The organism is Flavobacterium sp. (assembly GCF_004295795.1).
Classification (GTDB): Bacteria; Bacteroidota; Bacteroidia; order Flavobacteriales; family Flavobacteriaceae; genus Flavobacterium.
Window position 1 is genome coordinate 189,135 of the sequence record NZ_SEBR01000002.1, and the last position, 24,793, is coordinate 213,927.

A 24,793-nucleotide genomic window follows, 5' to 3' on the forward strand; every position below is an offset into this window, starting at 1 on the left:
TTTGGTAAAAAGAGGCGTCAACGGCACAGTGCATTGTTCGCCTCTTTTACTCCGCAAGCTCCGTCAGTTCGCGTTGCTCGGGTCCAAATTTCAACGCTGTCGGGTCGCGTTTTTGGTTCAGCCGCAGGGCATTTTTGGTTCTTTTGTTGCCAGACAAAAGAACTCCCGCGGAAGTCGACGAAAGAAATTAAAAGCAAGCGACGGCGCAGCCGGCGAAAAACACCAAACGAGCGCAGCTCGTTCTTTGCGGCTCGAGAGTGAGAAGATCCGGTTACATTGGAAATAATAAAGAAAAAAGATTTCGCGGCTAAAAGAAAATAGCCCGGATAACGGCAACTAGCCTTTCGCAGAAAAAACCGAGCTTTTCTTGGCTCGAAACAGCGACCGCAGGAAGCTCGTTTCAAGCCTTAGAAAAACCGGATTTTTAAAGAAAGCTAGTGCCAGTTAGCCGGAAAAAGCTCCAAAAAAAAGCGTAACATCATTATTTGGATTTATAACAAATCTAAACTGTACAAACGCCAAAATCCCCATTTCATAATAGTTATTTTTAGTGCGAGTAAAACCAATAGCAAAATGTATTTCAAAGATAAACGCTTCGTTGCATTCGGGAAACATGTTCAGGAATTGAGGCGTGAACGCGGTGTCGAGATCAAGGATATCGTTGCCAATACGACTTTGTCGGTGAAAGACGTCACTGCTATCGAACTTGGCGCGAAGAATTTCGGATTCAGTACTTTGCTCGAATTGGCCAAAGGACTTGAAGTTACGCCATCCCAGTTATTGGATATGGATTTTCAGGTATAGCCCGCGTGTTTAACTCAATTTCGGGCGCAGAAAAGTTTTCCAATCTTCACATTTTTTAAATCGGAACAAAATAAAAACCAAAAAGACGCTTTATTGTTGTCGCATATACTATATTTGTGACTACAATAAAATTTGACGACATGAAACAATTGACATTTGCCTCGCTTCAAGTGAAAGATATCGAAGCCTCTAAAGACTTTTACAGCCAGAAATTGGGTTTTGAAATTGGAGACACGAATCCGCAGGCTTGTATTTTCAAGTATGACAAGGGACAAGCGAGTTTTGCCATCCGGACGCCACTTGAACCGCTTGATGGTAGAGAATTGGGAATCGGAGTGGCGCTTTGGTTCGCCGTAGATGAAAACGTGGACGATCTTAAAGAGCGATTCGCATCGAACGGTGTAACTGCTATCGGCCCAACTATCGAAACGCCTTTCGGAAGAGCTTTCCATATAAAAGACCTCGATGGTTACAAACTCACGTTTCTGGAGTCGAAATGATCGTTCACAAAGAAGATTTTGACGTAATTTCAGCAAAAATGTTCTAAAACCAGCATGGCTAAAGAAATAGAATTCCATTTTAAAAGTCCAAATGACAGTCCGGGTTATTTGCTTGGGCAATTGACGATGTTATGGCAACGCAAACAAAAAAAGGTTTTGGATCCTTTAGATTTGACACAGACGCAATTCGCATTAATGGCCGCATTGGCGTGGCTATCGAAAAGGAGCGATGCCGTTACGCAAGTCGAGATCGCCAACCAAAGCAATGCCGACAGGATGATGGTTTCGAAAGTACTGCGAACTTTGGAGGAAAAAGGTTTTGTGACGAGACTGGAACACAAGACCGATACGCGGGCGAAAACCATCCGGCTTACTTCCAAAGGCGAAACCATTTTGCAAAAAGGGCTTGTCGAAATCGAAACTGCCGATCTTGATTTTTTCGCGGGTTTGCAAGACAAACTGGCTTCGTTCAACGAAAATATGGTTCGGCTTATCGACGAGAACAAATGAACTTCGGTTTGTTAGAACGAGGTGATTGGATGGGAGCGCAACAATTCGATATTATAAATTTCCTGCATTTGGAGCTACTGAGATAGCTCTATCGTCCGATTCCATAAACAAAATCATTCCGAATCCAAAACTCATTAAAAAAAAACGTAGAAATCGTGTAAAATAGCGCAGGGCCTGATTTCGTAATTTCATGTTCCCTAAATCTATCGGCCATGCACAACACTACTTCACTCGAGTTGAAGTGCGAATGTACCATTCCGTTTCGCTCGGACATTATCGCATATCTGGAAAAGCTTTTCAACATAGGAGCGGAGGATGCAATCCCAAATCCTGCGATTCCTCAAGAAGATGCGGTTGCCGAGGCGCTTCGCAACAAAGCTTTGTTCGTCACCGTTGGTTTTTCGCAGCCTGTAAAGAAAATCCGCCCGGCCATTCTGAAAAAACTCAAGTCATTTTTTCACAAGGACATCGTCGCCATCATGAAGTCTGACAATATCCAGATCACCTATTTGCTGATTTGAATTTAAAGTCATTTTGATTTTTTTTAGGTCAGATTTGTTTCTTTCAACGGATTGCAAAATGTCCTGTCGGATGATATGATCGTTGGCCGTTACGCAGCGGATCGAATCTGGAAAATGCTGTCGCATTGTGAATTCCGCAAAATCGGATTGTTATATGTTGTCGCATTTACGAATGCTTCGTTTCGAAACGCAATCTTTTGTAAGGAATGCCTTTCTTGAGAAAAGCGCGATATATCTTACTGAAATAGCGCGGGTTGCAGTTAATCGGATTTTTTGGTTTTTAGTCGAAATCAGTAAAAATAGTTTAACAAATAGTTAACTAATGCATAATTTACCCATGCATTTTAACTCAATTTCTAAACTATGACTAAAAACTACCATGTTTTTGGGCTAGACTCATCTGTCGTGCCCAGGAAAGAAGTGTTTGTGGCGTCGGATTATGGTCCGCCTCCGCAAGAATCGAGGTCGAAAACCTCAAAAATGTTCAACTTTTTATTGCTGTTCGTCTTTCTAATGACAGGCATTTCGTCTTTTGGGCAAACCTACACGATAGGCTCCGGAACGACGACAAGTGCGACATCGGGAGTAACACCTTTCGGTACGCTTTACGAAGACGGCAGGATGCAATACCTCTACTTGGCTTCAGAATTGACAGCCGCGGGTATGACAGCCGGGAATTACGACCGGTTTGCCTTTAACATCACCGCAGTAGGCTCGCCTCTGGCTTCCAATTTCAACCTCAAAATCGGTCAAAGCTCATCACTGACGACTCTTGGCGCCATCAACACGACTGTGCCTATGACAACGGTGTTTTCTTCGACCGCCGGGCCAACGCTCGTTACAGGTTGGAACACTTGGACGTTTTCGGCTCCGTTCGCTTGGGACGGAACGAGCAACATTCTCATCGAGGCTTGTTTTGACAACGCTGCCTGGAGCTCCAATTCCACAGTCCAGACAACTCAGTTCGCTGCCGGAATTTCGAACACTTTCGGATTTTATGCCGATGGTGCCGCAGGTTGTTCCATTGCGACAGGAACTTCGGCTACCGCAGCAAACAGACGCCATCGTCCAAACGCTCAATTTTCAAAAGTCGCGGTAACTCCTCCAAACTGCGCTACGGGATTCACTCCGGCCACTGCGGCTACGGGAGTCGTAAGAAATTCGACACTCACATGGACTGCTGCCACGGGAAGTCCGAGCAGCTACGATGTTTATTTCGGGACAAGCGCCACTCCGGCATTTGTCGCAAATGTCGTCGGCACATCTTACACGCCAGCTACAATGAGTGCTTCTACGACCTATTATTGGCAAGTCGTTCCCAGAAACGGCAACGGTCCGGCAACGGGTTGTGCGGTAAATTCTTTCACCACGGGAACAGCACTCAATTATTGCCAACCGACAATTACTTACGGATGTACTGACGGAGACGTTATCGCAAGAGTCGTCCTTAATACACTTGACAACAATTCCGGTACTGGATGTCCTAGCGGAACTGCGGGTTATTCCAACTATTCGGCAAACTCGTCGCTCACGACGACGCTTCAAGCCGGAAGCACATACGGATGTACCGTTTATGCCGGACAATATTCTCAGGGCTACGCCGCGTGGATCGATTACAACGATGACGGGGCGTTTTCTGCTTCTGAAAGAATCGGATTTTCCAACGGAATGGTCACGGGAAGCGGAAGTGTAGGCGTTTTGGGGTCTTCGGCCACTTTCCCTATCGTACTTTCGTGCAATCCGCCACTTGGGCAGCACAGACTAAGAGTCCGTAGCCAGTTCAATACCAGCGGTGCCGATCTTACCGCTTGCGGAAATTCCTCTTACGGCGAGATAGAAGATTATACGATCACTATTACGGCAGCCGATGCTTGTCCGCAGCCTAGTGGTTTGGCGCATACGCAAGATGCATCTGGAATTCATTTCACATGGAATCCGGGTTGTGTGGAAACGAATTGGCAAGTTGTGGTACAGGCCGCCGGAGCAGGAGTTCCGACTGGTGCCGGTACAACAGCATCTTCACCTTACACAGTTACTGGACTTGCTTCCGGAGCATACGAATTCTATGTTCGCGCCAACTGTTTGGCCAACGGATTCAGCTCTTGGAACGGACCGCACACCTTCGCGGTACTCGACTGTCCGGTTTTGCAAGCTCCGGCCAACGCGGCTACCAATGTCGCGCTTGATGGCGGACAAGTCCTTGTTTCGTGGGCAGCTGCCGCGAATGCGACGTCTTACAATGTCTTTTTCGGAACGAGCCCTACTGCGCTTACCAATATCGGAAGCGTTACGGGAACATCGGTAGGAATCGTCAACCTCAATTACAGCACGACTTATTATTGGTCAGTTGTATCGTCGAACGGAACCGATACTTCTGCGGGATGCCAGACGTTCAGTTTTACGACAGGCGCACTTCCGGCTAACGACGTTTGTTCGGGAGCACTTTCTTTGGATGCGCTGACTTCGCCGATCTCAGGTTCTACTTATGGAGCGTCAGATAATTTCACGCCTTCATGTGGTCTTTCGGGCAGTGTCGGGCCAGACTTGTTTTACAGCATCACCGTTCCGGCCAACTATACCTTGGTGATCGGTCTTACTGCTTCGAACTACGATTCAGTACACGCCATTTTCTATGGAAGTTGCGGTACTCAAACGCAGATTGCCTGTGTCGACACAGAAGTGATCAACCAGACTTGGGCAAACACAACTGGAGCTACCCAAACGGTTTACTGGGTTCAGGACGCTTGGTCGACGGGAACGGGACAATATACTTTGGCCTGGACGTTGACTCCGCCGCCAGTTACCGTTACCGGGTTCACGCCGGCTTCTGTCTGCGGTCAGTTGGGCGGAACATCGTTCAACATCTCGGGTACCAATTTCACGGGAACTACCAATGTCACTTTCAACGGAATCCCGGCAACTTCTTTTGTCGTAAACGACGATACTTCTGTCACGGCGGTTTCTCCTGCCGGAGATATCGCAGGACCGATCGTAGTATTCAGTTCGCCAAGTGCTAACGGATCGGCTTCAAGTTCAAGCAGCGTAATCGTGAATCCAACTCCAGTAGTTGAGCCGATCACTGGCGGAAACACTGCGCTTTGCGAAGGCGAAACTGCAGACCTGAACACGGCTTCTCCCGGAGGAACTTGGTCATCAAGCGATACTGAAGTGGCTACTGTAGATGCAGAAGGGCTTGTAACGGCTCAAAGCGCAGGAACAGCGACAATTTCTTACAGCGTAACCGATAACGGATGTACCGCGACGGTCACTACGTCAATCACGGTCAATACGCCTGTAAGTGCAACCAATCCGACTTCACAGACGGTCTTGACCGGAGACAACGCTGTTTTCTCTTCTACCGTTACCGGGATGGCGACAGGTTACCAATGGCAAGTTTCCACTGATGGTGGAGATGTTTTCGAAGATCTTGACGAATCGGCGCCATATAGCGGAACCCAAACCACTACACTGACGATCACCGACACACCTGAATCATTCAACGAGAACATGTATCGTTTGATCGCATTCGGAACAGCACCTTGCGCTGATTTCGAAACGGCAGGCGCTGATTTGATCGTAGGCGAAACAGGAATCGCAGAACAACCGCAAAGCGTCGTTCAATGTTCTACAAGCTTGTCAGATGCCGTGTTTACGGTTGTTCCGACAGGAACTGTGGTTTCTTATGCATGGCAGGTCGACAAAGGCCTCGGTTTTGTATCGATTACAGACGGTAACGATGCCGGAATCACTTACTCAGGTGCGACTTCGGCTCAATTGACCGTTTCGGGCTTGACTTCGGCTACGGCTTATTCGTTCCGCGTTACTTTGGAAGGCCCGGCCAACACGATTTCTTCCAACATCGCTACTTTCAGCGTTGCCAACGAAGTTGCGATCGGTACAGATCCATCTGGATCAAGTGTTTGCTATTCTGGAGGAACGGCGACTTTCACTGTGGCTGCCACAGGAACAGTAGACGGTTACCAATGGCAATATTCTACCAACAATACGACATTTGCGAACGTAGCCAACGGAACGCCCGCGGGTGCGACTTACTCAGGTCAGTCTACGGCGGTGCTTTCGGTAACCACAACGGCTGCAACTCCGGCCGCCGGAACTTACTTCTACAGAGCTATTGCGCTTTCGACAGGAGTTTGTCCGAACGCGACTTCTTTGGGTGCGCAATTGTCTATCATTTCGCCACAAATTACGTCTGCACCGGTAGCGGCTTCGACTCCAATCGGAACATCGACTACTTTCAGTGTGGCGACCAGCGCGTCCAATCCAACTTACAAATGGCAGTTTTCGACTACGGCAAACGGCACTTACAGCGACGTAGCCAACGGAACTCCGGTAGGTGTGAACTACAGTAACCAAACGACGTCGACTTTGACGGTTTCCACTTTGGGAACTGCGGTTGCGGGATCGGGTTATTACTATCGTGCCGTGGTTACATCGGCAGGTTGTTCGGCTAACTCGACAGCTGCACAATTGACGTTGACGAATTATTGTACCCCAACTTACGCGAACGGTCCAGGCACGACAGACCAGATCACGAACGTTACTTTGGGTACTTTGAACAATCCGTCAGGAGCGTCAGCTGCACCTTATTATACTTTCTTCTCGAACGTTACAGTTCCTAGCATCCAACAGTCAACCACTGTTCCTGTCTCGATTTCATTTGGGGCAGATGGAACGCAATATGCCGCCGTTTGGGTCGATTTCAACAGAAACGGAACTTTCGAGGCTTCGGAAGGATTCGTATCTACCGTGAACGCGGGAGCCAGCGGAACAACCGTAATCAACGTTGCCGTTCCTATCGGTGCATCTGTGGGTCAAACCAGAATGCGCGTAAGAGGTGGAAATGACAGCGCGCTTACGACAGCTCAGGCTTGTGGCGTATCGTCAAGCGGATTCGGTGAAACAGAAGATTATGTAGTAAACATCACGGCCGCACCGGCTTGTTCGGGAACGCCTGTAGCCGCAACGGCTTCTTCATCGTCAAGTTTCGTGTGCGGATCTGGTGCTGTCACTTTGACTGCGACAGGATTTGCAACGAACGTTACAGGTTTGAGCCTGCAATGGTATAACACCGCGTCAGGCGCAATCGCCGGAGCGACAAGTGCCACTTATACGACTCCAACTTTGTCCGCACCGACTTCTTATTTCGTAAGAGTCACTTGTGCGAACGGTGGTGCGTTCTCTGATTCCAATACCGTAAACGTTACGATCAGCAACCCGGTTCTTGAGTCAACGACTCCTGCAACGCGTTGTGGAACTGGTACGGTAACTTTGGCCGGAACGCCAAGCACCGGAAACACTATCAACTGGTATACAACGCCAACCGGTGGTGCGTCTATCGCTTCTGGAACGTCTTTCACGACGCCTTCACTCACAGCGACCACGACTTATTATGCTGCCGCTTCGGCTACGGCTTCTACGCTTCCTGCGATGACCTATTGTGCGTCTACTTCGACAAGTACGACTTACTACATCACAGGTTTCTCAACGACTGGCGCCCAATCGAACATCACCAATACGGGAACGGTTCAATCGGCAGCAGGTTATGGCAATTACACTGCTTTGGCAGCTCGCCAAACTGCGGGTGGAACAGTCAACTTCTCAGTTACTTGGCCAAGCAGCACTTATGGTGTCAGCGTCTTCGTCGACTGGAATAACGACGGTGATTTCGACGATGCCGGAGAGAAAGTCGCCGGAACTACTTCTTATGCCGCCACGCCTTACACGGGATCGTTCACGGTTCCTGCATCGGCAGTTGCCGGAAACAGAAGAATGCGCGTTAGAGCCGATTTCTTGAGCACGACGCCGACAGCTTGCGGAACCAGTACATCATCTGAAACAGAAGATTACACTTTCGTGGTCGCTCCTTGCGAATCTGCGAGAACTGCAGTTGTTGCGACTGTGAACACTCCGCCGGTTCTTACACTTAGCAGTGCAAGTACCACTATTTGCGCCGGAAGTCCTTCTTCTGCCGTAACAGTAACTTCTAACGCCGCTGACTACGACTCTTATGTTTGGTCACCTGCAACTGGAGTAAGCGGTTCTGCAGCGTCTGGATTTACTTTCAATCCTGCCGCTTCCGGAACTTATACTTTGACTGCTACCAACACAGCTTCAGGATGTGCGAACACAGCTACGGTTGCTGTTACGGTCAATGCTTTGCCTGACGCTTTTACTGTCGCACCGCAAACACTTTGTTCTACAGATGCTGCCGTGAGACTTTCTCCATTTGCCGCCAACGTGACCACAGGCTGCTTGCTGTCTACAAACGCTCAGTTTCCTGCCGGAACTTTCTCGTCTACGACTTGCGACGGAGTTACCGCTACGGTAATTACAACGAACGCATGGACTGCGGAATATTCGGTAGTAACTGTTACGGCTAACACGAGATACGTGTTCACGTCGTCTGGTGCTGGTGATTATGTAACGGTCAGTAACGAAGCCGGAACAGCAGTTTTGGCATACGGACCGTCTCCATTGACTTACGTATCAGCAGCTGCTGGCAACGTTAGATTCTATTCGCAATTGTCGAACTGCACGGCTCAGAATACAGCCAGATCACGTTCTTTCACTTGTAGTCCGGCGGCTTCGGTCACTTGGTCTCCAACTACAGGTTTGTATACAGATGCGGCGGCGACGGTTCCTTATTCAGGAGGCGCTGCACTATCGGTTTATGCAAAACCATCGGCTACCCAAACTTACACCATCACAGCAACGACTGCTGCCGGATGTGTAAGAACAGGAACGACCACAGTAACTGTGAACACAGCGACTGTCTGGTATGTGGATGCTGATAATGACAACTACGGAAATTCGGCTTTGCCAACAACGCTTTCTTGTACCGAGCCTGCAAACGCGGCTGCTGTAGGTGGAGATTGTGACGATACCATTGCTGCAATCAATCCGGGGATGCCTGAAATCCTTTACAATGGGGTTGATGACAATTGCGACGGTAACCTGGACGAAGGCAATCAATTGTTGAGTCAGGTTCTCTCGACTCAGTGCGGAACCACTTTGGCTTCAATCAGTTCTGTTATCGGAGCTGTCAGCTACAGTGCTCCTGTCAATGGATATCGTTTCAGAGTAGTGAATACTACTACTAACGCGGTACAGACTTTCGATGCCAACGTACCACATTTCCAATTGACGCAATTGGCATCTTACGACTACGCTACGACTTACTCGATTTCAGTCATGCTACGTCGCAACGGCGTTTGGTTGGGTTACTACGGACCAAGCTGTCTTGTTTCTACACCGGCTGTACTTGATCCGGGTGGATCGGCTGCTGTCAATCCTTCGCAATGCGGAATCACTTTGGCCAGCATCAGCACTTTGATCGCTACGACAAGTATCCCGAACGTGACGGCTTACCGCTTCCGCGTGACTAACCTCACAGACGGTACGGCTCCATTGGTCATCCAGACACTTGAGCGCACTACGAACTGGTTCGCACTGACAATGTTGGAGCGTTTCAATTATGGAACACAATACCAAGTTGAGGTTGCCATCAAGACAAGCAACGGCGCCTGGTCAGGTTACGGAGCACCTTGTAACGTCTCTTCTCCGATAGTTCCGATGTTGAACAACTGTGGCGCAACTGTGTCCGCAGCCGGAACTGTAGTAGCGACAGCTAGTTTGAATCGCGCTACGGCTTACCGTTTCGAGATTACGAACATGACGACGTTTGTTCAGACTATTGTCGATCGTCCGTCGAACTACTTTACTTTCAACAATGTTCCTGGTTATGTTGCCGGCGCATTGTATGGCGTTCGCGTTTCGGTACAGACTTCTGGTCACTGGTCTCCATTTGGCGAGACTTGTACGATCACGGCTCCTGGTGCTTCCAGAACGATCGTTAAAGGCGAGGAGCTCGCTCCAACCGTTGCTTTCCGAGCTGTGGTTTATCCAAACCCTTATGCCGAAAGTTTTGCGCTTGACATGGATACGCCTAGCAACGAAAAAGTGCAGGTGAAAGTCTATGACATGGTTGGCAAATTGATCCAGGACAGCGAATTCGCGGTCGATTCGATCGAAATGCAGCAGTTCGGGGAACGTTATCCATCTGGTGTGTACAACATCGTGGTGACGCAAGCCGGATTCGTGAAAACCCTTAGAGTGATCAAACGCTAAAAGGAACACCAATAAATGCTAAAAGCCCTTCTGGAAACAGAAGGGCTTTTTTATTTGAAGATATGTGGGAATTTTCATCGAAAAAATGTGAAGTATTTATTTTTGAATTCAGATATGTCAGAATACTTCAATATGTTCCTGCAGTACAACGACGAAACGGGCATCCTATCGATTATATTTCACGCGCTCGGACATCCGAACTTACTTTACCCCAGATTCTTCCAACTGACTGCCAAACCGTTTAGAAAACAAGCCTCCGCGACTTAAGGTTACGGGTTTGCGCATATCAATCAATTTAATTAATACAATGCTTATGAGAACAGATCTATTCTTTTCGGGTAGACGTTGTTTCTATTTATGTAGGAACACTTTGCCGCTGTTGGTCCTGTGGGTTGGAAGTTTGCTTTTTTCATCGGAAGCTTTCGCCCAAATCACTTTAGTGGGATCACAAACCACAACAAAAACTGCCTCGGGAACGACAGCCTTGACGATAGCAAAACCGACTGGTCTGGCCGTTGGTGACGTAATGTTTGCGAGTGTCGCCCAAACCAGGGCTTCGAGTTCCGCGGCCATAATCGACGCGACAGCTTCCGGATGGACGGAAATCACGGGAAATTACGTGTTCAACCAAACCGGACACAGATGTCGGGGCACATTGCTTGCCAAAGTCGCTGATGCATCAGACGTTGCGGCAACAGCGTTCAATTTTGACGTGGACGACAATTCGGTGGGAAGCACGGGAGCGATTACGGCATTCCGAGGTGTAGACGTATCTGGAGGCGTCAGCGGAACTCCGTTCGACGTAAGTCCGGGAACAATCGGGGAATCAGGTTCGTCGACCGCGTTGGCTGCGACTTCCATAACGACATCAACAGTATTTACGGGAGTGGCGATGTTCACTTTTGTCGGCGACAACGTCAATCAATCCGGTTGGGGAACGGCGACAAGTCCGGCTTTGACCGAGATTTTCGACGTGCCTCACGATATCGCAAGTTCCACATTAGACAACGGAATCGGAGCGGCTTGGGGAACCAAGAACGCAACAGGAGCAACCGGGCAAGGAAACGTAACACTCACAGGAGCCACAAGAGGCGGAGCGGTACTGATCGCAATGCGCCAATTGACCAGCATTTCAACCGGAACCGTTTCTGCAGCTTCGGTTTGTCAGGGCGGAAGTATCTCGGTTCCGTACACGATATCGGGGAATTTTGCGGCGAACAATACGTTCACGGCACAACTTTCCAACGCTTCGGGTTCGTTCGCCTCACCAACTTCCATCGGGACATTGGCCAACACTAACGCTTCGGGTACGATCAACGCTACGATTCCAACAGGACAGGCGGCCGGAACCGGGTATCGCATCCGCGTCATTTCCAACCAATCCGCAAGAATAGGTTCAGATAACGGCTCGAATATCGCGGTCATCGCAAGAGCCACGGTCGACGCCGGATCGAACATAACGACATGTGCCAACACAGGTTCGGTCATAATCGGAACAGGTGCTACGACTGCCAATAGTTCAGGCGTGCAATGGACGTCAAGCGGAACGGGAACTTTCACGACTCCAACATCGCTTTTGAACGCAGCTTACACACCAAGCCCGGCAGATGTTACCGCCGGTAGCGTCACGCTTACAGTGACATCCTTCGGGAATTCCCCTTGCGGAAACGCAACCGATTCCAAAACCTTGATCATCAATCCGATCCCGGTTACGACAAGTGTCGCCATTTGCCAAGGCGGAAGCGGCGCACTGACTTCAAGCACGGTCTGTCCTGCGGGCGGTCCGAACCAAAACACAGGAGCGATTTCGGCAGGAGCGGCGGCAAATCTCACGGGAACGGGAAGCGCAGCTTGGTCAAATCCCGGAAATATCGTTGCGGCCGGAACGCCTTATGCAACGGCCACGACCGGTCTTTTTGGATCGACGAACTTTTTGTATGCATCCAACTTCGGATTCAGCATTCCCGCGGGGTCGATAATCGTGGGAATCCAGGTTTCGATCAACCGACAATCGTCAGGAAACAACACGTATGACAACGATGTTCGTTTGGTGAAAGGCGGCGCAACGACAGGTTCGAGTGAAGCGATTGGCATTATCACGGCTACTTACCCAACTTCCATGGGAGTTGCAAATTACGGTGGAACGTCCGACTTATGGGGCGCGACCTTGACCGTTGCCGACGTGAACGCCTCGAATTTCGGTGTAGCGTTCTCGAGTTCCAGCCTCGCCGGACGCACGATTTCGGTAGACTACATCCGCATGACGGTAACTTATACGCCTCCGGGAGCGATGAACTGGTATACGGTTTCGTCCGGCGGAACGGCCATTGGAACGGGATTGAGCTTCAATCCGGTTGGAGTCGCCAATTCGGGCATTCCAAATAATACGGCGACAGGCGTTTATACTTTTTATGCCGAATGCGCGACGGTCGCGGGCTGTAGAACTCCGACGACTTTCACGATCAACGCTTTGCCGACAGTGAGCATTTCCAACCTCGCGGCCAGTTATTGCGCAGGTTCGTCAGCAGTGACAATTAACGGAAATCACGCAGGTGGAACATTTTCGGGTCCGGGCATAACCGATAACGGCAACGGAACGGCGAGTTTCAATCCGACGACCGCCGGAATCGGAAACCATTCGGTGACTTACTCTTACAACGACGGAACTTGCCCGAATTCGACTTCTCAAAACGTGGCAGTTTTGGCCAATACGACTTATTATGCCGATCTGGATTTGGATACCTACGGAAATCTTGCCTCGACATTGGTAACCTGTTTTGCGCCTCCGGCCGGATACGTCACCAACAGCACTGATTGCAACGATAACGATGCGACGATGCACACGACTTTTGCGTTCTATGTGGATGCGGACGAAGACGGTTTCGGAACTGGCGCGCTTACCGTGGTTTGTGCCGTTGACGCTAGTACGCCTCCAATCGGCTATTCCACAAACAACACCGACTGCGACGACACCGATGCCGCCATAAATACGACTTTCGGCTTTTTTGTCGACGGTGACGGTGATGGTTTCGGAAGCGCGACCATTGCAACAGTTTGTGCGATTGACGCCAGCACGCCTCCAATAGGTTATTCGCTTGACGGAACAGATTGCAACGACGCAAATCCTGCCATCCATGAGGAATTCCAGTTTTATGTGGATGCCGATTTGGACACCTACGGAACGGGATCTCTGGTCAGTGCCTGCGCAGTCGATGCGACAACTGCGCCGTCAGGATATTCTACAAACAATACCGATTGTAACGACGCTTTGGCTGCGGTGAATCCGGGTCAGAGCGAAGTGCCTTACAACGGGTTGGACGACAACTGCGTCGGAGGAATCGACGAAGGCATGCAATTGTTGAGTCAAGTATTGCCAAGCCAATGCGGAACGACGCTGACTACAATCAATTCAGTTGTTGGCGCGGTGAGTTACGGCGCTCCGGTAAACGGCTATCGTTTCAAGGTCGTGAATACGTCGACCAATGTGGAACAGATCGTAGACAGACCGGCGCCTCATTTTCAGTTGACGATGCTGCCAACTTACGATTATGCGACGACTTACTCGATTTCTGTCGAACTCAGAAGGAACGGTATTTGGTTGGGTTATTACGGGCCGAGCTGTCTGGTTTCGACTCCGGCAATTCTCGATCCGACCGGCGCGGCTCAGGTTTCCCCGTCACAATGCGGACAAACCTTGGCTTCTATCAGCTCGCTTATCGCAACAACAAGCTTGGCGAACGTGACAGCTTATCGATTCAAGATTACCAATATTTCGAATCCGGCTACACCGAATCCGGTTCAGACTTTGGACAGAAGTATCAACTGGTTCTCACTTACGATGCTGGCCGAACATACTTACGGCACGACTTATATGGTTGAGGTTGCCGTCAAGACCAACGGCGTTTTCTCCGGATTCGGAAGTCCTTGCCAGGTCTCCACTCCTGCGGTTCCGATGATCGCAAATTGCGGGGCGACAATTGCCACAAAAGGAACGATTATCTCCACTACGAGTTTGAACCGCGTGGTTTCATACAGGTTTGAAGTGGCCGACATGACGACTTTCCAGGTGCAGACCATCGACAGAAGCCAGAACTGGTTTACGTTCAACATGGTCGCTTCGTACACTGCAGGCGGCCCGATGGCGGTTCGCGTAGCCGTTCAAACCGCGGGCGTCTGGTCTGATTTCAGCGAGGCTTGTGTTATTACGGCTCCGGCCGGTGCGAGAGAAGCCGTCAAAGGAGACGACACGACAGCACCTGATGTTGCTTTCAGGGCAGTTTCGTATCCGAATCCTTATTCGGAAGCTTTCGCTCTCGACGTAGATTTGCCGACTCAGGACAAAGTGTCCGTTAAGGTTTATGACATGATTGGAAAACTTGTCGAAACACGCGAATTTGCCGCGGTGGAGACAGAGATGCAAACCTTCGGGACACATCTTGCCGCTGGCGTTTACAACGTGATTGTCGTTCAGGGTGAGCATTCCAAAGCGATACGGGTTGTCAAACGATGACCTTGTAAAACGAAAAGCCCCTCGATTTGAGGGGCTTTTTTTATGGGATTTTTCGAGCTTTTTAAGCTGTCTTTCTCGATCTTTTGAAAGTGTAGTAAGCGAACAGGATTCCAACTACTGCCAACCAGATCAACTTTCCGTTGATTGGAGCCGGTGGCGGATCGTCTCCTTCAAGATCCCCATTTTCATCGTCGTTACCCGGTTGGGCGAAAGCGACGAAATCGATGAGAAGGAAGAAGGTCAGAAAATATAGTTTAGTCAAATTCTGTCTCATATACTGCGTTTTGCGGGTGTAAAGATAGAAATCATTTTCAATTACGGAAACTTGAAGCCTAGTTTTTTAAGGCATTGTTCGCAATTTGCGTCCGAATTCAATCTGTGTTTACCTTGGGTTGATTTCTTCTAAATATAGGCAAATTTCTCAATCCATTTCGGACGTAAAGAATAATTTAACCGAAGGATATTTCTGTTGCGTCATCTGGATCGTGAAATCGGAATCGGCTAAAAACACCAGTTGTCCGTATTTGTCGGTGGCCAGAAATTTCTGTTTGATGCGTCGGAATTCCTTGAACTCTTCGTTTTTGGCATCATCGGGCTTGACCCAGCAAGCTTTGTGCACCGGAAACGGTTCGTAGGAACATTTCGCGCCATATTCGTGCTCGAGTCTATATTGGATGACTTCATATTGAAGCGCACCGACGGTTCCGATGACTTTCCTATTGTTCAATTCGAGCGTAAACAACTGGGCGACACCTTCGTCCATCAATTGGTCGATGCCTTTTTCGAGTTGTTTGGCCTTAAGCGGGTCGGCGTTGTTGATGTATCGGAAATGTTCCGGAGAGAAACTTGGAATTCCTTTGAAACTCATGTTTTCGCCTTCGGTCAATGTGTCTCCGATCTTGAAATTCCCGGTGTCGTGCAATCCGACGATGTCGCCCGGATATGAGATGTCGACGATTTCTTTCTTCTCGGCAAAAAACGCGTTCGGGCTCGAGAATTTGAGTGATTTGTTCTGGCGCACGTGCAAATACGGTTTGTTGCGCTCGAAAGTTCCGGAGACGATTTTGACGAAAGCCAGACGGTCGCGGTGTTTCGGGTCCATGTTCGCGTGGATCTTGAAGACGAAGCCCGAAAGTTTCTGTTCTTCGGGTTTTACCAGACGCGTATCGGATTCCTTTGGACGCGGAGACGGCGCGATCTCGATAAAGCAATCGAGCAGCTCGCGTACTCCGAAGTTGTTCAATGCCGATCCGAAGAAAACGGGTTGCAGATCGCCATCGAGATATTCCTGACGGTCGAACGCCGGATAGACTTCCGAAATCAACTCAAGTTCTTCCCGCAATTTATTGGCTGGCTTGTCGCCGATGATTTTCTCGAGTTCGGGATTGGCTACGTCGTCAAAAGCGATCGTCTCTTCTATGTTTTTACGGCTGTCACCGCTGAAAAGATTGATGTTCCTTTCCCACAGATTGTAGATTCCCTGGAAGTCGTATCCCATTCCGATCGGGAAGCTTAAAGGCGTGACGCGAAGCCCGAGTTTTTGCTCGACTTCGTCCATCAAATCGAACGCATCTTTTCCTTCGCGGTCGAGTTTGTTTATGAACACGATCATCGGGATGTTTCGCATGCGGCAAACGCTCACGAGTTTTTCGGTTTGTTCCTCGACACCTTTTGCCACGTCGATCACGACGATCACCGAATCTACGGCTGTCAAGGTTCTGTAAGTGTCCTCGGCGAAATCCTTGTGACCGGGCGTGTCGAGAATGTTGATTTTTTTGTCCTTATAGTTGAAAGCAAGTACCGAGGTCGAGACTGAGATTCCTCTCTGGCGCTCGATTTCCATAAAATCGGAAGTGGCTCCTTTCTTGATCTTGTTGCTTTTTACGGCTCCGGCTTCCTGGATCGCGCCTCCAAAAAGGAGCAATTTTTCGGTCAGGGTCGTCTTACCCGCATCTGGGTGTGAAATGATGCCGAAGGTGCGGCGTCTGTCGATTTCTTTTAAAAAACTCATGGTGTGTGAAATGGACGGCAAAGGTAGGTTTTTTTTGGAAGCGCGAAAGTGCCGGAGTTTCTGAGTTTCGAAGTGCCGGAGTTGGAAGTCACAGACTTCCTCACGCGTTTCGCGAAGTTGCAAACTTCGCGACCAAAACCCACCAAAAACCCAAAATTCCAACTGAAACCCAAGCGTGAGGGATACTTGCATTGTCTAAGCTCTTTTGCCGCAACGAAATTTCGTGGCTAACCAATAGTTCTCACGGCAAAAAGCGAGTGCAAGCAGCCCGACGGCGGCTTCCAAAACCAGTTGCAGCAGCAGAAAGCAGTAGCAAAAAGTTCGGTGTTGCGGGAACGGCCGCCGGCACGCCCAAAAAAAAGTTCGTCATTCACAAACCTGGCAGGTTCAAATGGAGAAAGCAAGTTCAGGTTAAAAACCAATTCTAAAGTGTTCAAAACCCGTTCAAAATAATTTGTTAATAGTAAAGGTGATACTTGCGGGCGAAGTTTGAATTGCTACTTTTGTCAGTCGGATTTTCCATCTGGGAAGCGATGCGAAAACCAAAACCATAATTGATTAGATAACTAAATGAAAATCAAACATTTGTCTTTAGGCTTGTTGTTTGTGCTTGCTTCGTGCGGCGTCCAAAAAAACCAAGAAGCCACCGCTGTCAAAAAGACCGACAAGGAAGTCTTGTTCACCGTCGACGACAAACCTTACTACACTGACGAATTCCTACGCGTTTACAACAAGAACCTCGATTTGGTCAAGGATGAATCCCAGAAAGATCTCGATCAATACCTCGAGCTTTTCATAGGTTACAAACTCAAGATCAACAAAGCCCACAAACTTGGATTGGAAGCCGGACAAGGCTATCAGAACGAGTTGCGCCAATATCGCGCGCAGTTGGCAAAAGGCTACCTGACCGATTCGAAAGTCACGAAAGAGCTTGTCGAAGAAGCTTACCAACGCTCACTCAAGGAAGTGCGTGCGTCCCACGTTTTGATTCTAGCCGATGAGAACGCGACGCCGGCCGATACCTTGAAAGCCTTCAATCTCGCGATGGACGTTTACAAAAAAGCGACTGCCGGAGAGGATTTCGCGAAGTTGGCCGAACAGTATTCGCAAGATCCCTCGGCGAAGGAAAACAAAGGCGATTTGGGATATTTCTCGGCATTCAGAATGGTTTATCCGTTTGAAAGTGGCGCTTATCATACCAAAAAAGGCGAAGTTTCGAAGCCGGTGCGTTCGCGTTTCGGATATCACGTGATCAAAACTTTCGATGTCCGCGAAAACCGCGGCGAGCTTCAGGTGGCGCACATCATGATCTTGAAACCGAAGACGGACGATGCGGCCGAAGCCAGGAAAGCCAAGGACAAAATCTTCGAGATCAACAACAAACTCAAGCAAGGCGAGAATTTCGAGGAATTGGCCAAGCAGTTTTCTGACGACAAATCTTCGTCTTCGAAAGGTGGCGCTTTGAACCGTTTCGCTTCGGGACAATTGAGTTCGGAAGAGTTTGAGGACGCGGCTTTCGCACTTACCAAGGACAAACCGGTTTCGGAACCTGTCGAGAGCCAGTTCGGATGGCACATCATCAAACTCATCAACAAATTCCCGGTCAAGACTTTTGACGAAGCCAAAGCCGAATTCGAGAACAAAGTAAGCAAAGACGATCGTTCGCGCCTGATCACATCGGCTTTGAACGAGAAACTGCACAAAAAATACACCGTCAAGAACGACGAAAAAGAGTACAAAAAAGCGAAAGCTGCGGTAACTGAAGCTTACTACAAAAACGAATGGGAAGCGCCGGATGCGAAGAATTTCCAGGGCGTACTTTTCACCGTGAAAGACAGGAAAGTTACGGGCGCAGATTTCCATCAGTATATCCTGGCGCAGCAAAAAACAGGTTTTACCGAACAGCCGCTTGACAAATTGGTAGATCGTCTGTACGCAAAATTCAACGATGATGTTTTGGCATCGTACTACAACGATCACCTCGAAGACGAATTCCCTGAGTTTGCGGCTGTCATGGACGAATACCGCGACGGATTGCTGCTTTTCGACCTGATGGAAAAAGAAATCTGGGATCGTTCGAAAACCGATACTTTGGGCTTGAGAAACTTCTATGAAGCCAACAAAACCAAGTATCAGTGGAAAAATCGCGTCGATGTCGTGCTGGTTTCATCGATCAATCAAGACATGGTGAAAAAGGCGCAGAAGTTCCTCAAGGAAAACAAGACGCCGGAGTTCATCAAAGAGAAACTGAACTCAAAAGAGAAAATCAACGTCATGGCCTCTTCGGGGATTTTCGAGGAAGGAAACGACGCGTTACCGAAGAATCTTGCGTTCAAGGAAGGTCTTTCGGAAGTGTTCAAGGACGGTGATTATTACTATGTGGCCAAAGTCAACAAACTGATGCCGGCCGGACCCAAAACGATGGACGAGGCGAGAGGTCGCGTCGTGAACGATTACCAACAGCACCTCGAGGAAAACTGGGTAAAAGACCTCAAAGGTGAATTTACCGTGAAGGTGAACCAGGACGTTTTCGAGAAGACGAAAGCGAAAGTAAAAGGATAATATGTACAAGGTTTTCGGTATCGGATTGTTGCTCGTGGCAATAGGTTGCTCCGGGCCAGATCGAAAACCCAAAGCGGTAGCAAGGGTAGGCGAGTCCTACTTGTATAAAGAGGAATTGAAAGACCTTGTCCCGAAAGGCACTTCGAAAGAAGACAGCGTCGCGATCGTGCAAGGCTTCATCAATCGCTGGGCGGCTCAAAAGTTGCTCATGAATGCATCCGAAGTCAATCTTGGCGATGCATCCAAAGCCGACCTCGACAAGTTGGTGCGCCAGTACAAAGTCGATCTTTACACGAAGGCTTACATCGAAGAAGTGGTCAAACAATCGGTAGACACGGTCGTTTCCGAAGCCGAACTCTCCAGCTATTATAAGGAGAACAAGGACAATTTTAAAACAAACGGCACTTTGGTGCGTTTACGGTATATCCATTTGCCGAAAGACAATCCGAAGTATGCGACAATAAAGCAGAAGTTCTTTGATTTCAGGAAATCGGACAGGAAGTTTTGGGATACCTATTCCTTGCAGCTCAAGGATTTTGCGTTGAACGACAGCGTTTGGGTCGATATGGAACAGGTTTATTCAAAATTGCCTTTCATCAATCCGGACAATAGAAACGAATATGTTTCGGGTGGAAAATCCATCCAAAAAGAAGATTCGCTAGATGTTTATCTCGTGAAAATCAGAAGCGTGCTCGACAAGAATCAGGTCAGTCCGTACGAATTCGTGAAACCGACCTTGAAAGAAGTCATCCTGAACAAAAGAAAACTGGAACTGATCAAAAAATTTGAAAAAGATATTACAGACGATGCCATTAAAGACAAGAAATATGAGATTTATAAGTAAGCTGATCCTGGTTATGGGAATTTTGTTGCCGATGTTCGCAAGCGCCCAAGATTCAACCGATGTCGCGATCAACACCGAACCTGCGTTCAAGAAACACCAAAAGATCGACGGCATCATTTCGACGATCGGTGATTATCTGATTCTGGATTCGGACATAGACAAAGCCTATCTGGAAATCCAGAGCCAGGGCGTCGAAGTAAAAAGCATCACGCGTTGCCAATTGCTGGGCAAATTGATGGAGGACAAATTGTTCGCCCACCAAGCGATCCAGGACAGTATCGTAATCCAGGACAGCCAAGTGCGCGAAAAAATGAACAAGCAAATCGACTATATGGTCGAACAACTTGGTGATATCAAGAAAGTGACTGAGTATTTCAAGAAGGATTCCGAAGAAGAATTCCGCACGGAAATGTTCGATATCCTGAAGCAGAACATGCTTGTGGAGCAAGAACGCGACAAGATCATTGAAGACGTGCAGATTACGCCAGAAGAAGTGCGCACGTTCTTCAACAAGATCCCGGCTGCTGATTTGCCTACGTTCGGAGCCGAAATGGAAGTTTCCCAGATCGTCGTCGAACCCAAAGTGAACGATGCCGAGAAACAGAAAGTCATCGCCAAACTCAAGGAAATCAAAAAAGAAGTCCAGGACGGCGCGAGTTTCTTCGGAAAAGCGGTTTTGTACACAGACGACAAAGGTTCGTCGTCAACCGGCGGCTTTTATAAAATCAACCGAAAGACGCAGTTCGTCAAGGAATTCAAGGAAGTCGCTTTCAGTCTTAACGAAGGCGAGATCTCGGAACCTTTCGAGTCGGAATTCGGCTACCACATCATCATGGTCGAGAAAATCCGCGGACAGGAAGTGGAATTGCGTCACATTCTGATGGTTCCGAAAGTGTCTGAAGCCGATATGAAAGCGGCCCGCGAAAAAGCCTACTTGATCAAAAAGAGAATTGACGACAAAGAAGTTTCTTTTACTGATGCGGCTCGCACGATGAGTGACGACAAGGACACCCGTGTAAACGGAGGCGTTCTGATCAACCCAAAAACACAGGACACGCGTTTCGAATTGACCAAAATGGATCCGGCTTTGTACCGCGATTTGGTGAATCTCAAAGACAACGAGGTTTCGCTTCCGATCCTTGAATCGGAACCAAGCGGCAAAAAGAAATACAAATTGCTTACGGTTACCAACAAATACGAAGAACACACGGCTGATTATTCGAAAGATTTCACCAAAATCAAATCTTTGGCTTTGAAAGAAAAACAGCTTCAGGCGGTTGCAAAATGGTTCGACGACAAGATCAAGGACACTTATGTCAAGATCAATGGCGAGTACCGCGATTGCGAATTTGCGAACAACTGGTTGAAGAAATAATTATTAATTAATAATTAGTAATTAATAATTGGGTTTTCGTTCGCATTTTTCCATGATTGACAACCCTTACATTTATAATTCATAATCTAAATTTGATGTCAGACGTAACAGCCATCCAGAATCTAGTTGAAAAACGCCACAAGCTGAAACAGGAAATCGCCAAGATCATCGTTGGTCAGGAAGAAGTCGTGGACCAAATCCTGATTTCGATATTTTCCGGCGGACACGCTTTGTTGGTTGGTGTTCCGGGATTGGCCAAAACCTTGATGGTCAATACGATCGCTCAAGCTTTGGGACTTGATTTCAAGCGAATCCAGTTTACGCCAGATTTGATGCCGTCAGACATTTTGGGAAGCGAGATTCTCGACGAGAACCGCCAGTTCAAGTTCATCCGCGGCCCGATTTTCTCGAATATCATTTTGGCCGACGAGATCAACCGTACGCCGCCAAAAACACAGGCAGCCTTGCTCGAGGCGATGCAGGAACGCGCGGTTACGATTGCCGGTGAAAGCCACAAACTCGCGCTTCCGTATTTCGTTTTGGCAACGCAAAACCCAATCGAGCAGGAAGGAACCTATCCGCTTCCGGAGGCGCAACTCGACCGTTTCATGTTTTCGATCAAGCTCGATTATCCGAGTTTTGCCGAAGAAGTCCAGGTCGTAAAAGCCACGACATCGGATGAAAAGAAAACCGTTTCTCCATTGTTTTCCGATACCGAAATCATCGACTTCCAGCACTTGATAAGACGTGTTCCGGTTGCCGACAACGTGATCGAATATGCCGTGACCTTGGTTTCCAAAACACGTCCAGACAATCAGCTTGCCACAGATTTCGTCAAGAATTATATCGATTGGGGTGCCGGGCCGCGCGCTTCCCAAAACCTGATTTTGGCAGCGAAAGCGCATGCGGCGTTCAACGGAAAGTTCTCTCCGGACATCGAAGACGTGAAAGCGGTCGCTATCGGGATTTTGCGTCATCGCGTCGTAAAGAACTACAAAGCCGATGCCGAGAACATCTCGATCGAGAAAATCATTTCTTCGCTGTTCTGATTTTGTCCTCGAGTTCTTTGTCGTAAAAAAAAAAGAACGCGCTTCCCATCATGTCTTGCTCGATTTCAGAAGTATTGTCGACTTCGAGCACGAGTTCGTAATCGTGGTTTTCGAAAAGCCAGATGCCTTTTTCGGACGTAAAATCTTCCACCTTATCGAGTCCGATTGCGTTTTTGTGATTGGTCATCCTGCTGATGAAAATCGGTTTTCCGGTCGTCTTGTCTGATCCCTATGCGGTCGTCCCATGCGATAGCGACGTCTCTGCCATACCAATATCGAAAGCGCTCGATTCCAAGCAACTGTACATAATTCGAAGCTTTCGAGCCTTCCATCGACTTATAGATGCCGTCGATCAGCAGCGTCGGTGAGAGCATTTTGCATTCTTGAGGTCATTGTTTACGCGCCAATCGCTGTCGACGATTCCGGTGCGATGCAGGAATTCGGTCTTGACGATGGCTTTGTGGCGTTGCTGAGTTGCGAATAGTTGTTGCGGCGACAATTCCCATCAGCGCTACGACGCCCAGAATTTTGTATACCTTTGATTTGACCATGATGGCAAATTTAGAAGTTATGAGCCGACAAATCGAAACGCAGCACAACCGCATTTTTGGGCTTGACCTGATGCGCGCGTGTGCCATAATCATGGTTTTGCTGGGCCATTTGACCTGGATTTTACCCCAGAATTTCAAGACGGTCAACATGCTTTTGAGCCTTCTCGGCTTCTTGGGCGTCGAGATTTTCTTCGTCCTCAGCGGATTTTTGATCGGGAGGATTTTGTTCCGTGCTTTCGCCGATGGAGATTTCACGTTCGATGCTGTCAAACTGTTCCTCAAACGCCGCTGGTTTCGCACGCTTCCGAACTATTTCCTGATTTTGCTGTTGAATATCGTCATCGCACTCTGGATCGTCGACTACGACATTGAAGGTTTGTGGCGCTACTTTTTCTTCCTTCAGAATTTTACCGATCGGATGCCGGTTTTTTTTCCCGAAAGTTGGAGTTTGTCGGTTGAGGAATTCGCCTATTTATTGTTGCCATTCGCTTTGTTGCTTGCAGTTTCCGTTTTTGGAAAGTCGAATGGACAGAAGCTTTTTTTGAAAACCATAGTTGCTGTTTACGCGCTTTTCATCGGAACCAAAATCATCTTCACATTCACGACTTCGCTCGACGATTTGGCGCAATGGAACATTTACCTGAAAGGCGTCGTGATTTATCGGGTCGACGCGATCTGTACGGGCGTGATTTGTGCGTGGCTTTCGCTGAACAAATCCAACTTTTGGCACAAGACGCGTTGGTTGGCCGCATTTTCAGGCGTTTTCTTCGGACTGCTTTTGATTTTCGGATCGTCTTTTCTTGGCATTTCGGTCGTGCGGCATCACTTTTTCTGGAACGTCGTTTTCCTTCCGATGCTTTCTGTCGCGATCGCGTCGGTTTTGCCCATTTTGTCGGCTTGGCGCAAACGCCCTTATGGCATCGGCAAGCCCATAACTTATGTGAGCCTGATTTCTTATTCGATGTATCTTTTGCACTACGGCGTCGTACTGCAGTTGCTTCATGGCTTTGTGCTGGAACGCGTCGGTTGGCAAATCACAGCTTTGCTTTATTTCGGCTTGACCGCGATTACAAGTGCGTTGCTGTATCACAACTTTGAGAAACCCATGACAGGCTTGCGCGACAAGCACTAATTTCACAGCGAAATCGTTTTCAGTGCGTAATTTAGAATCATTCTTAGCGATTTTAAAAGCGTTGCTCAAACACATGTTTTTTCAAATCGGCAATAAAATCATTTTAAATTAACGAATCGGTAATATTTTTAGAGGTTAATGCGTTTAGTGCAATTAATTTCAAAGTTTCTTTGATATCGGAAATAATAATATCCCGATTTGTTCATTTTATTAAAAATCTTTCAGCAATGTGACCAATTCCGTAAATTTGCATCACACAAATTAACAAACAGATTT

Annotated in this window: 14 protein-coding genes; 11 read left to right on the top strand and 3 right to left on the bottom strand. The window is 48.3% G+C overall.

The window, feature by feature from the left end; genetic code table 11:
* Positions 1-573: 573 nt before the first annotated feature.
* The 6 genes from EOO49_RS01895 (at position 574) to EOO49_RS01920 (ending at position 14,993) form a co-directional block, all read left to right on the top strand.
* A complete protein-coding gene (locus tag EOO49_RS01895; RefSeq protein WP_290842190.1) occupies positions 574-804 on the top strand; it encodes a helix-turn-helix domain-containing protein in 231 nt (76 codons plus the stop codon).
* Between the two features lie 140 nt (positions 805-944).
* Positions 945-1,304 carry a VOC family protein gene (locus EOO49_RS01900; protein WP_290842192.1) on the top strand — a complete coding sequence of 120 codons (360 nt, stop codon included), beginning with the start codon at positions 945-947 and terminating at the stop codon, positions 1,302-1,304.
* 54 nt (positions 1,305-1,358) lie between these two features.
* On the top strand, positions 1,359-1,814 hold the full coding sequence (locus EOO49_RS01905) for a MarR family transcriptional regulator (protein WP_290842193.1): 456 nt from the start codon (positions 1,359-1,361) through the stop codon (positions 1,812-1,814).
* Positions 1,815-2,026: 212 nt separating this feature from the next.
* On the top strand, positions 2,027-2,335 hold the full coding sequence (locus EOO49_RS01910; protein WP_290842195.1) for a hypothetical protein: 309 nt from the start codon (positions 2,027-2,029) through the stop codon (positions 2,333-2,335).
* Positions 2,336-2,815: 480 nt separating this feature from the next.
* Positions 2,816-10,483 carry a GEVED domain-containing protein gene (locus EOO49_RS01915; protein WP_290842196.1) on the top strand — a complete coding sequence of 2,556 codons (7,668 nt, stop codon included), beginning with the start codon at positions 2,816-2,818 and terminating at the stop codon, positions 10,481-10,483.
* Between the two features lie 313 nt (positions 10,484-10,796).
* Positions 10,797-14,993 carry a MopE-related protein gene (locus tag EOO49_RS01920; RefSeq protein ID WP_290842198.1) on the top strand — a complete coding sequence of 1,399 codons (4,197 nt, stop codon included), beginning with the start codon at positions 10,797-10,799 and terminating at the stop codon, positions 14,991-14,993.
* A gap of 61 nt (positions 14,994-15,054) precedes the next feature.
* Here the strand turns inward: EOO49_RS01920 and EOO49_RS01925 are convergent, their stop codons facing one another.
* Complete coding sequence (locus EOO49_RS01925) at positions 15,055-15,267, bottom strand: hypothetical protein (RefSeq protein ID WP_290842199.1); 213 nt, start codon at positions 15,265-15,267, stop codon at positions 15,055-15,057.
* 147 nt (positions 15,268-15,414) lie between these two features.
* Positions 15,415-17,004: a peptide chain release factor 3 gene (locus EOO49_RS01930; RefSeq protein WP_290842201.1), complete on the bottom strand. Its 1,590-nt coding sequence runs from the start codon at positions 17,002-17,004 to the stop codon at positions 15,415-15,417.
* A 570-nt stretch (positions 17,005-17,574) separates the two neighbouring features.
* Here EOO49_RS01930 and EOO49_RS01935 point away from each other — a divergent pair.
* The 4 genes from EOO49_RS01935 to EOO49_RS01950 all read left to right on the top strand — a co-directional run bounded on the left by EOO49_RS01935 (position 17,575) and on the right by EOO49_RS01950 (position 22,834).
* On the top strand, positions 17,575-19,566 hold the full coding sequence (locus EOO49_RS01935; RefSeq protein WP_290842203.1) for a peptidylprolyl isomerase: 1,992 nt from the start codon (positions 17,575-17,577) through the stop codon (positions 19,564-19,566).
* Between the two features lies 1 nt (position 19,567).
* Positions 19,568-20,410 carry a hypothetical protein gene (locus EOO49_RS01940; RefSeq protein WP_290842205.1) on the top strand — a complete coding sequence of 281 codons (843 nt, stop codon included), beginning with the start codon at positions 19,568-19,570 and terminating at the stop codon, positions 20,408-20,410.
* Complete coding sequence (locus EOO49_RS01945) at positions 20,394-21,785, top strand: peptidylprolyl isomerase (protein ID WP_290842207.1); 1,392 nt, start codon at positions 20,394-20,396, stop codon at positions 21,783-21,785. The genes EOO49_RS01940 and EOO49_RS01945 overlap by 17 nt, the downstream gene beginning before the upstream one ends.
* 95 nt (positions 21,786-21,880) lie before the next feature.
* Positions 21,881-22,834: a MoxR family ATPase gene (locus EOO49_RS01950; protein ID WP_290842209.1), complete on the top strand. Its 954-nt coding sequence runs from the start codon at positions 21,881-21,883 to the stop codon at positions 22,832-22,834.
* Here EOO49_RS01950 and EOO49_RS01955 read toward each other — a convergent pair.
* Entirely contained in the window at positions 22,815-23,021 is a 207-nt protein-coding gene (locus EOO49_RS01955) for a hypothetical protein (RefSeq protein WP_290842211.1), read from the bottom strand. The two genes, EOO49_RS01950 and EOO49_RS01955, sit on opposite strands and share 20 nt — an antisense overlap.
* 383 nt (positions 23,022-23,404) lie before the next feature.
* Here EOO49_RS01955 and EOO49_RS01960 point away from each other — a divergent pair, with 383 nt between their 5' ends.
* Complete coding sequence (locus EOO49_RS01960) at positions 23,405-24,517, top strand: acyltransferase (protein ID WP_290842212.1); 1,113 nt, start codon at positions 23,405-23,407, stop codon at positions 24,515-24,517.
* Positions 24,518-24,793: the final 276 nt, after the last annotated feature.